Here is a 12483-nt window from a genome sequence, read left to right as displayed (position 1 = left end):
ATCCCTTTATGTGCTAACATAGGATTACCTACAACATCTCCTATAGCATATATATTTGGAATATTAGTTTTCATTTGATTATCTACATTAATAAAATGATCATCATTAATTAATAGTTTATTAAATTTTTTATTTATATAAATAGAATTTGGTTTTCTTCCTATTGCAACTATAACTATATCATAACTTTTAGAATAAATTGATTTATTATCGTCACTAGTCATATGTACTTGTAATAATTTTTTATCACTATTATTAATAGATAATATTTTAGTACCTAATATTAAATTAAATTTATTTTTTATACATTTTTTATAAATATTTATAATATCATTATCTATTTCAGATAATAATATATTAGAAATTTCGATTATATCAATTTTAGAACCAAAAGATTCATAAATAGTTGCCATTTCTAAACCTATAATTCCACTTCCTATAATTAATATTTTTTTAGGTATTTTTTTTAATAATAAAGCGTCTGTAGAATTCCATATTCTATTATCATTAGAAGGTATAAATGGTAATTCAATAGGTTTAGATCCAGTTGCTATTATTGCATTTTCAAATATAATTTGATAATTATTATCAATACCAATAACATTCAAACAATTTTCTGTTTCAAAAAAACCCATACCATTAATAATATTAATATTTCTAGTTTTTGAAAGAAAATTTAATCCATCAGTTAGTTTATTAATTATACTTTGTTTCCATAAATTAATATTTTCAAGATTAATTTCAATAGTATTTTTAAATATACCTTTTTGAAAAAAATTTTTATTTTCTTTTATTATTTTTGAAATATGTAATAATGTTTTAGATGGTATACATCCTACATTTAAACATACTCCTCCTAATTTTGGATAATTTTCTACTATTAAGGTTTTTAAACCTAAATCACTACAACGAAAAGCAGCAGAATATCCTGCTGGTCCTCCTCCAATTACAACAACTTGAGTTTTTATTGTATCATTCATAATAATCTCTATTAATAATCATATTTTAATAAATTTTATGTTTATAATTTTTTTTAAAAATTACATTAATATATTTCTAATATCAGATAGTAAACTACAAATATAATTTAAAAAATTAATTCCTTCAATTCCATTTATAACACGATGATCATAAGATAATGATAATGGTAAAATAAGTTTTGGTAAAAATTGTTTATTATCTATATTCCATATAGGTTTTATCTTTGCCTGTGATATACCTAAAATAGCTACTTCTGGTGCATTAATTATAGGTGTAAAAAAATTACCTTTAAATTGTCCTAAATTAGATATAGTAAAACAACCTCCTTTCATATCATTAGGATTAAGTTTATAATTTTTTGCTTTATTAGCAAGATTAAATATTATTTCAGATATTTCATTAATATTTTTATTTAAAACATCAAATATTACTGGCACAAATAATCCTTTATTTGTATTAATTGCTATTCCTATATTAAAATATTTTTTTAATATTAAAATTTTATTATTATCTGATAAAGAAGAATTAAAATTAGGATATTTTTTCAAAGCATATGCACATATTTTAATTATAAAACTTAATAATGTTAATTTAATATTATTTTTATTCTTTAACGATTCAATATTTTTTTTAATTCTAAATTTTTCTAATTCTGTAATATCAGTTTCGATATGTTGTGTAACATGAGGAATATTTTTCCAATTATTTGATAAGTTTTTACCAGATATTTTTTGTACATTATTAAGATTTAATTTTTCACATGGTCCAAAATTTTTATAATTTATTAAAGAATTATTAGAAATATTATTCATTATACTTTCATTTTTATTTTCAATATATTTAATTATATCTTCTTTATTAATTCTATTTTTTAAACCACTTCCTTTTATTTTACTTAAATTAATTTTTAATTTTCTTGCTATTTTTCTTACAATTGGTGAAGCATGTATATATGATTCTGTATCTAAAATATTATTTACTGTATTTTTTACAAAACTATTTTCTTTAATATATGTTTTCATTTTAAAATTTTCATTATTTATTTTAAAATTATCTACATAAATAAATATATCATTAGTATTTATAGTATCATATATTTTAACATTAATTTTCTTAACTATACCTTTACATAAAGAAGCTACTTCAAAAATATTTTTTTTATTTTTAATAATTAATAATGATTGATTTTTTATAATTAAATCATTTTCTTTAACCAATATTTTAGTAACTTTCATTAATTGTGTTCCTATATTAGGAACTCTTAATGCTGTAAATGTTATTTTATTTTTTTGTAATTTTATTTTATTCTTTATAAGATTAATTTTTTTTTGTTCATCATTAAATATTTCTAATATTATATTTCCTTTACGAATTTTTTCACCTACAGATATTAAAATTCTTTTTATAATACCATCTTGATCAGAAGGAATTTCCATAGACGTTTTATCACTTTCTACTATGATAATGGATTGTTCTTTAAAAATTTTTTCTCCTTCTTTTACCAAAATATCAGTAATTTTCATCTCCTTTATTCCTGTATCAGGAAATATTATTTTCTTATTCATAGTATTCCTTTTTTATGAAGTTCTAGGATTATTTTTATTTATATTTATTTTATTTTTTTTAATAAAATGTGTAATTTTTTTTAAACTAATTAAATTTAGATCTAATAATATATTTAATATAGCAAGAACTACATATAATTCATTAATTTCAAAAAAATCACGTAAATTTTTACGACTATCAGAACGACCAAAACCATCAGTTCCTAAAACAAAATAATTATTTGTTGGTATATATTTACGAATTTGTTCAGCAAAAAGTTTTATGTAATCTGTTGCTGCTACTGTTGGATAATTTTTCATTATACTTGTAATATATGGAATACGACGTTTTTCAAAAGGATGTAATAAATTCCAATGATCACAATCTTGCCCTTCTCTATTAATTTCTGTAAAAGAAGTAACACTAAAAATATCTGAATTAATATTATATTCTTGATATAATATTTCTCCTGCTTTTATCATATTGTTTAATATAGATCCTGATCCTAATAATTGAATATTAATTGTATTTTTATTATTTTCAATAGAAAATATTTTATATATACCTTTACAAATACCGTATTCAAATTTCGATTTCATAGCTGGCATATTATAATTTTCATTCATGGTTGTTATATAATAATATATATTTTCTTGTTGTTTTCCGTACATTCTTTTTAAACCATTATTTATAATAACAGCTAATTCATATGCATATGTAGGATCATATGAAATACAATTTGGAATTATTAAAGATTGAATATGACTATGACCATCTTCATGTTGTAATCCTTCTCCATTTAATGTAGTACGTCCTGAAGTTGCTCCAATTAAAAAACCTCTTGCTTGTTGATCCCCTGCAGCCCAACATAAATCGCCAATTCTTTGAAAACCAAAAATAGAATAATAAATATAAAATGGGATCATAGGAAAATTATTAGTAGAATAAGAAGTTGCAGCGGCTAACCATGATGCAAAAGCCCCTGATTCATTAATACCTTCTTGTAAAATTTGTCCTTTAATATCTTCTTTATAATATGAAAATATTTCTTTATCTTGTGGAGTATATTTTAATCCATTTGAATTATATATTCCTATTTTTCTAAATAATCCTTCCATCCCAAATGTACGTCCTTCATCAGCTATTATTGGTACTATTCTATTAGAAATATTTTTATTTCTAAGTAAAATATTTAATATACGTATAAATGAAATAGTTGTAGATATATTATCTTGATTTTTAAATAATGTATTAAACTCAGAAAGTTTAGGTAATATTAATTTTTCAGTAAAATTAATTCTTCTGAAAGGAATATATCCACCTAGTTTTTTTCGTTGATTATGTAAATAATGATATTCTAAAGAGTCTTTATTAAAAGAAATATAAGGTAAATTATATAATTTTTTATCATCTATAGGTATTTTTAAATTATTTCTTATATATTTAATTTCATTTAAATCAATTTTTTTGATTTGATGTGCTATATTTTTACTTTCTGCTGTTTTTCCTAAACCGAAACCTTTTATAGTATGAAATAATATTACTGTAGGTTTATTTTTAATTTCGTAAGCTTTTTTAAAAGCTGCATAAATTTTTTTAGAATCATGACCGCCATAATTTAATTTTTCTATTTCCTTATCAGTTAAATTTTTAACAAGATTAAATGTTTCTTTATATTTACCAAAAAAATTTTTTCTAATATAATCTCCATTTTTAGAATTAAAATTTTGAAAATCTCCATCTAAAGTTTGATTCATTAATTGGATTAATTTTCCAGTTTTATCTTTGAATAGTAAATTTTCCCAATTTTTTCCCCAAATAACTTTAATAACTTCCCATCCTGATCCTTGAAAAATATTTTCTAATTCATTAATAATTTTTCCATTACCATATACAGGTCCATCTAATCTTTGTAAATTACAATTAACTATAAAAATTAAATTATCTAAATTTTCTCTTGCTGCTATATTTATTACTCCTTTAGATTCTGGTTCATCCATTTCTCCATCTCCTAAAAAAGCAAAAACTTTTCTATTTGATGTTATTTGTAATTCTCTATTTTCTAAATATTTAAGAAATTTAGCTTGATATATAGCGGATATTGGTCCTAATCCCATAGATACAGTAGGAAATTGCCAAAAATTAGGCATAAGTTTAGGATGTGGATATGATGATAAGCCTTTATTAAAAACTTCTTGACGAAAATTATCTAAATGTTCAATATCTATACGTCCTTCTACAAAAGATCTAGCATATATTCCAGGTGTAATGTGTCCCTGAAAATAAATTATATCTCCGTTATTTTTTTTATTATATCCTTTAAAAAAATGATTAAAACAAACTTCATAAATATATGAAGATGATTGATAAGAAGAAATATGACCTCCTAAATCTAAATTTTTTTTAGAGGCTCTTAAAACAATCATTATTGCATTCCATCTTATAAACGATCTTATTTTTTTTTCTAAAATTAAATTTCCAGGATATATAGGTTCTTCTTCTTTAGAAATTGAATTAATATAATTATTTTTATTTAAATTAAAAATAATTTCATTATTATTGATATGTTTTATTATTATTTTTAATAAAAATTTTGCTCTTTTAATTCCTTCTTCTTTTATAACAGAATCTATTGATTGTATCCAATCATTTGTTTCAATTGGATCCACGTCATGATCTGGTATATAACTATCTGACATGGTTATTATTCCTTATTTTAATAAAAATTAAATAATATATATTTTATTTTAATATTTACAAAATTTTACTTATTAAAATTTTTATGCAAAAATATATAAAAAATTACATAATTTTATTAATTAACATTTTTATTTAGATCTATTAAATATTTATTATTGTAGTAATATCACCTTTTTTTTGTAACCATTTACGACGATCTTCTGCTCTTTTTTTTGCTAATAACATATCCATAATTGAAAATGTTTTAATCATTTCTGTTTTATTATTATTTATTATTAATTGTATTAAACGACGACTAATAGGATTAAAAGTAGTTTCTCTTAGTTGAGTCGGATTCATTTCTCCTAATCCTTTAAATCTTTGTACATTTATTTGTTTTTTATTATTTTTACAATAATATTTTTTTAAAATATTTATTTTTTCATTTTCATTTAAAGCATAAAAAATTTTTTTTCCTAAATCTATACGATATAAAGGAGGCATAGCTACATAAATATGTCCTTTTTTTACTAAAGGTAAAAAATGTTTCATAAATAAAGCACATAATAAAGTAGCAATATGAAGTCCATCTGAATCAGCATCTGCAAGAATACAAATTTTATTATATCTTAATTTTTTTAAATCTTCATTATTAGGATAAATACCTATTGCTAAAGAAATATCATGTATTTCTTGTGAAGATAGAATTTCTTCTGAATTTATTTCCCATGTATTTAAAATTTTTCCTTTTAAAGGCATAACAGCTTGATAATTTTTATTTCTTGCTTGTTTTGCTGAACCTCCAGCTGAATCTCCTTCAACTAAAAAAAGTTCAGTTTTTTTTGCATTATGTAAAATACAATCTGATAATTTTCCAGGTAATATTGAATTTACATTATAATTTTTTTTTTTTTTAAATTTTTTAGAAGCTCTAATCCGTTTTTGAGCATTTAAAATAAACATATCTACTAAAATATGTGCTATTTTAATATTTTGATTTAACCATAAAATAAAAGAATCTCTTACTATATTTGCAATAAATACAGTACATTGTCTAGAAGCCAAACGTTCTTTTGTTTGTCCTGTAAATTGCGGATCTTGAATTTTTATAGATAACACATAAGAACAATGATCCCAAATATCTTCTCCTAATATTTTAATATTTCTAGGTAACATATTATGAAAATTACAAAAATTACGTATTGCATCAAGTAATCCTAAACGTAATCCGTTTACATGAGTACCACCGTGTGTTGTTGGAATTAAATTAACATAACTTTCGGTAAGAATATAATTATTTTCAGGTATCCAAAATAAAGCCCAATTAAGATGTTTTATATCACTTAAATATTCTCCCATAAAAGGAGTATTTGGTATAGTAGTAAAATTTTTAACTGAACTAGTTAAATATTCAGATAAACCATTTTTATAATTCCAATAATAATTATCTCCAGTATTTATATTTTTAAAATAAACTTTTAATCCAGGACATAAAACTGATTTTGCTTTTAATAAATTTATTAAATTAGAAACTAAAAAAGAATGATGTTCAAAAAAATATTTATTTGGCCAAAATCTAATTTTAGTACCAGTATTTTGATTACTTGTGTTTTTTAAAATTTTTAAATTTTGTATTTTATATCCATTTTCAAAAATTATGTTATAAATTTTATTATTACGAAATATACTTACTTCCATTCTTTTTGATAAAGCATTAACAACAGAAATACCTACACCATGTAATCCTCCAGAAAAATTATAATTTTTATTTGAAAATTTACCTCCTGCATGTAAACGACATAATATCAGTTCAATTGCAGAAATTCCTTCTTGAGTATGTATTTCAATAGGCATACCTCTACCGTCATCAACAACTTCTATTGATTGATCATTATATAAAGTAACTAAAATATTTTTTGCATATCCAGCTAATGCTTCATCCACACTATTATCTATTACTTCTTGAGCTAAGTGATTAGGTCTTGTAAGATCAGTATACATACCTGGTCTTTTTTTAACAGGATCTAAACCTTCTAAGACTTCTATGGAATCAGCATTATATTGATCTAAATGGTTCATTATTTATTATTAAATTAAAGTGTATGATAATTTTATATTTTAGATATAGAAAATATATTTTTAATAAAATAATTTTAATAATTATTTATTTTTATATTTAAAATTAATATAACACAACTTACTATATTATAATGATATAATTATTAAATAAAAATAATAAACCATTTTATCATATAAGTTTTATTTATAAAATAAATAATTTTATTTTATATTACTATTTAAATAATAAAAAAATATTGTCCGAAATAAAATATGATTAATATCAGACAATATTCTAAAATTTATTTTATTAGAAATAAGTATTTTTTATTTTTTTTTACTTTCTTTTTTTAAAGTAATTATAATAGTAAAAATACATGAAAATAAAATTCCTATTATCCACATTAAATACCACATTTATATAATCCATTTAAAATTTATTATTTTTAATAATAAATATCAGATTTTTTTTCAATTTTTTCTTTAGTAAGACGAAAAAACATTTTTTTATAACACCAAAAAGTATAAATTAAAACAATAGGCATAAAAATAATAACTATATATAACATTATATTTAATGTTAATTGACTAGATGTAGAATTCCAAATAGTAAGACTTTGATAAGGTTCTATACTAGAAGGAATAATAAAAGGAAACATTGTTATACCTACAGTTAATATTATACTAATAGTAGTTAGTATAGAACAAATAAAAACTATTACAAATTTTTTATATATAGAAAATAAAATTGTTAATAATGGTAATATTATACTAAATAATGGTATTAAATATAGGTATGTATGATTTTTAAAATTAGACATCCAAGCTTTATGCTCATAAATAATATTACTATTTTTAACATAAAAATTATTAATTTTATACCCTTTTATAAAAAATAAGGTACTAATAAATGATATTATAAAAAATAAAATTAATAATATCGAAGATAATTTTAAAATTATATTTAATTTATGATTAAGATTATAATCTTTAATTCTTAATTGTAAATAAGATGAAGCCTGATTTAATATCATAATTATAATAGTTATACTAATTATAATACTAAATAAGGTAAATAATTTATAAAAATGTCCTTGAGAATAAATATTATAATATTTATCGATGTAAAAAGGAATGCCTTGTAATAAATTACCTAATGCTATACCTATAATACTAGGTGGGAAAAAACTTCCAATAGAGATACAAAAATCACAAATTTTTTCCCATTTTTTATTTCTAATTTTAGAACGATATTCAAATCCTATAGGTCTAAGAAATAAAGAAAGTAATAATAATAACATTGCTATATAAAAATAAGAAAACATAGTAGCATATACAATAGGCCATGCTGCAAATATAGCGCCTCCAGTTGTAATTAACCATACTTGATTTCCATCCCAATGAGGTGCTATAGTATTTATCATTATTCTACGGTCAATATTATTTTTTCCTATTATAAATAATAAAATTCCTACTCCCATATCTAATCCATCAGTAATGATAAATCCCGTAATTAATATACCAATTATTATAGACCAAATTACACATAAAAATTCATAGTTTAACATTAATATAACCTAATAATTAATTTTTATTAATAAATTTTATTGAACTTTTTTTTTCAAAAAAATATTTTCCAGTATTTAAAATACTAGGTCCTATATTAGCAATTTTAAACATTAAATATAGTTCTATTATCAATAAAATTATATAAAAAATAAAAATCATTGTTATGGACAATAATACTTCTATAAATTTTAAAGAAGATCCTGCCATAAAAGTAGGTAAAATTTCTTTAATAGCCCATGGTTGTCTTCCATATTCAGCTACAAACCAACCTGATTCAGATGCTATCCAAGGTAATGGTATTATGTATAAACATGTTTTGAGTAAATATTGTTTTTTTTCAAAATTATTTTTTACAACAGAAAAAATAAAAACTAATATAATTATAATTAATAAAATTATACTAGATAAAACCATAATACGAAAAGCAAAAAATAAAGGAATTACTAATGGTATTGATTTTTTAGCTATTTTTTGTATTTGATTATTATTGATATTATAAATATTTTTATAATATTGTTTAACTAAAAATCCATATCCTAAATATTTTTTATATTTATTAAAAATTTTTATATTTTTAATTTCTAAACATCCATTTTTTATATTTTCAAGAGCTATTAAAGCTTTTAATCCATTTTTAATTTTTAATTCATTATTTTTAATTAAATTTTTTAAACCTAAAATTGATTTTGTAGAAGATCTTGTAGCAATTATTCCTAAAATATATGGAATTTTTATAGTAAATTTATTTGATTGTTTTTTTTGATTAGGAAAACTTATAACATTTAAAGAAGCAGGAGGTTTTTGTGTTTCCCATTCAGCTTCAATAGCCGCTAATTTAGTTTTTTGTGTATTTCCTATTTGATATCCTGATTCATCTCCTAATATTATTACTGAAAAAATTGAAGCTAAACCAAAACTAGAAGCAATAATAATAGATTTTTTAGCAAATTTAATATCTCTTTTTTTTAAAAGATAATATGAACTAATACCAATTATAAATATACATCCTGTAGTATATCCGGCAGTTATAGTATGAACAAATTTAACTTGTGCTATTGGATTAAAAATTAAATTCCAAAAATTATTCATTTCCATTCTCATATTTTGATAATTGAATGAAGAAGCAATAGGATTTTGCATCCATCCATTAGCGATTAAAATCCAAAGTGCAGAAAGATTTGATCCTATAGCAACAAGCCATGTAACAATTACATGTTGTATTTTATTTAACCGTTCCCATCCTAAAAAAAATAAACCAACAAAAGTTGACTCTAGAAAAAAAGCTACTAAACCTTCTATTGCTAATGGAGCACCAAAAATATCTCCTACATAATGTGAATAATATGACCAATTAGTCCCAAATTGAAATTCCATAGTTAATCCAGTAACTATACCTAAAGCAAAATTAACACCAAATAATTTACCCCAAAATTTGGTCATATCTTTATATATTTTATTTTTAGAAATAATATATATTGTCTCCATTATTGCTAATAAAAAAGAAAGTCCTAATGTTAATGGAACAAATAAAAAATGATACATTGCTGTTAATGCAAATTGTAATCTTGATAAGTCAACAACATTTAACATATTTGTCCTTATATAATTTTTATTTATATAAAATTATAATTTTTATATAAAATTTTTTATAAATTATAAATAATTATATTATTTTATTTAATAAATATATTTTTTTATAAAAAAAATTTAAATAAATAAAAAATGAATTTAAATTTGTAAAAATAAACGTATAGGATCTTCTAATAATCTTTTAATTAATATAAGAAAACTTATGGCATCTTTTCCATCAATTAAACGATGATCATAAGATAATGCTAAATACATCATAGGCATAATACAAATTTTATTATTTATAACAATAGGCCTATCTTTAATAGCATGTATTCCTAATATAGCACTTTGTGGAGGATTAATAATTGGAGTCGACATTAAAGATCCAAAAACTCCCCCATTAGTAATAGTAAATGTACCACTTGATAAATCTTTAACAGATAATTGATTTTTATTACTTTGTATAACTAAATTTTTAATTTTTTTTTCAATATCTATTAATGATAATTTATCAGTATCATATATAATCGGTGCAATTAAACCTCTTTCTGTTGAAATAGCAATATTAATATTGTAAAAATTATTATAAATAATATTTTCTCCTTCAATAAATGCATTAATTTTTTTAAAAAATTGTAATGCTTGTGTAACAGCTTTTACATGAAAAGAAGTAAATCCTAATTTAATATTATGAACTTCATTAATTAAATGACTATAATCATTTTTAATATTAATTATTTTTTTCATGTTAACTTCATTAAAAGTAGTTAACATAACAGTATTATTTTTAGAATCCATTAATTTTTGAGAAATATATTTTCTTATTGGACTCATTTTTATTTTTTTAGTATTATTTTTATTTAAAAATTTTTTTTTATCTAATTTATTATCATTTAAATCTTTTGAATCTAAAATTAATTTACTATCTAAATTATTAATTTTATTTAATGCAATATTATTTTTTTTTATTTTTCTTCTTATAGAAGGACTTAAATTATTAAATTTATTAAATAGTTTTTTTTCATTATTATAATGTAAATGATTATTTAACGACAGATTATTTATTTTATTTTTCTTATTATTATTTTGTTCATTTAAAATATTTATTTTATTTTTCTTATTATTATTTTGTTCATTTAAAATATTTATTTTTAAAATTCCAATAACTTGTTGTGATTGTACTTTTTCTCCTTCTTTTACCAAAATTTTTTCTAAAATTCCATTAATAGTCGCAGGTATTTCTAATACTACTTTATCTGTTTCTAATTCCAATAAAATATCATTAATTTTAATTATTTCTCCTGGTTTTTTATTCCATTGAATTATAATTGCATTATTTACTGATTCTGGTAATTCAGGAACAATAATATTAATATTATCCATTTTTTTTTATCCTATAAATAAAACTTATATTTTATTCTGTATTCAAATTAAAAACAGAATATATTATTTTTTCTTGTTGAGTTTTATGAATATAAAAATATCCTGTTGAAGGAGATGAAGATTTTTTTCTACCAATATAATAAATATTATAATTTAACTTATTTTTAAAATAATCTTGGATATACATCCAAGCTCCTTGATTCATAGGTTCTTCTTGACACCAAAAATAATTTTTTATTTTAATATATTTTAAAATAATTTTTTTTAAATCTTGAATTGGAAATGGATATAATTGTTCAATTCTTATTAAAATAATATTTATATTTTTTATAGAATTTCTATATTTTAATAAATCATAATATATTTTCCCAGTACAAAAAATAATTTTTTTAATATTTTTAATATCAATATTTTTATTTATTTCATCAATTATTAATTGAAAAGAATTATTAAAATTTTTTAATTTAGAACATGCTAATGGATGTCTTAAAAGTGATTTTGGAGAAATTACAATAAGTGGTTTTTTTTTATAAGAAAATGCTTGTTGACATAATAAATTATATATTTGAGATGCATTAGAAGGAATACAAATTTTAATGTTATTTTCTGCACATAATTGTAAATATCTTTCTATTCTTGATGAAGAATGTTCAGGTCCTTGACCTTCATATCCATGAGGTAAAAAAAGTATTAAAC

General features: G+C 20.4%; 8 protein-coding genes and 1 pseudogene. All 9 read right to left on the bottom strand.

What is annotated here, in order from left to right; genetic code table 11:
- Positions 1-980 (bottom strand): FAD-dependent oxidoreductase (locus GJT91_RS01040; RefSeq protein WP_168868407.1); only part of this gene is annotated, 980 nt, incomplete at its 3' end.
- A gap of 60 nt (positions 981-1040) precedes the next feature.
- Entirely contained in the window at positions 1041-2546 is a 1506-nt protein-coding gene (locus GJT91_RS01035; protein ID WP_168868406.1) for a 2-oxo acid dehydrogenase subunit E2, read from the bottom strand.
- A 12-nt stretch (positions 2547-2558) separates the two neighbouring features.
- On the bottom strand, positions 2559-5225 hold the full coding sequence (gene aceE, locus GJT91_RS01030; protein WP_168868405.1) for a pyruvate dehydrogenase (acetyl-transferring), homodimeric type: 2667 nt from the start codon (positions 5223-5225) through the stop codon (positions 2559-2561).
- 142 nt (positions 5226-5367) lie between these two features.
- Entirely contained in the window at positions 5368-7284 is a 1917-nt protein-coding gene (gene parE, locus GJT91_RS01025) for a DNA topoisomerase IV subunit B (RefSeq protein ID WP_168868404.1), read from the bottom strand.
- A gap of 306 nt (positions 7285-7590) precedes the next feature.
- Positions 7591-7668 (bottom strand): hypothetical protein, encoded by a 78-nt coding sequence (locus GJT91_RS02300; protein WP_343034401.1) that lies wholly within the window; start codon positions 7666-7668, stop codon positions 7591-7593.
- 41 nt (positions 7669-7709) lie between these two features.
- Entirely contained in the window at positions 7710-8831 is a 1122-nt protein-coding gene (gene cydB / locus GJT91_RS01015; protein ID WP_168868402.1) for a cytochrome d ubiquinol oxidase subunit II, read from the bottom strand.
- A 16-nt stretch (positions 8832-8847) separates the two neighbouring features.
- Entirely contained in the window at positions 8848-10422 is a 1575-nt protein-coding gene (locus tag GJT91_RS01010) for a cytochrome ubiquinol oxidase subunit I (protein WP_168868401.1), read from the bottom strand.
- Between the two features lie 138 nt (positions 10423-10560).
- On the bottom strand, positions 10561-11787 hold the full coding sequence (gene sucB / locus GJT91_RS01005; protein WP_168868400.1) for a dihydrolipoyllysine-residue succinyltransferase: 1227 nt from the start codon (positions 11785-11787) through the stop codon (positions 10561-10563).
- Between the two features lie 31 nt (positions 11788-11818).
- Positions 11819-12483, bottom strand: a pseudogene (locus GJT91_RS01000) (2-oxoglutarate dehydrogenase E1 component); the annotation flags it as partial.

Source organism: Enterobacteriaceae endosymbiont of Donacia semicuprea (assembly GCF_012570535.1).
In the GTDB taxonomy this organism is placed as follows: Bacteria; Pseudomonadota; Gammaproteobacteria; order Enterobacterales; family Enterobacteriaceae.
Note: the sequence above shows the minus strand (reverse complement) of the source record. Positions and strands in the feature narration are given on the sequence as shown.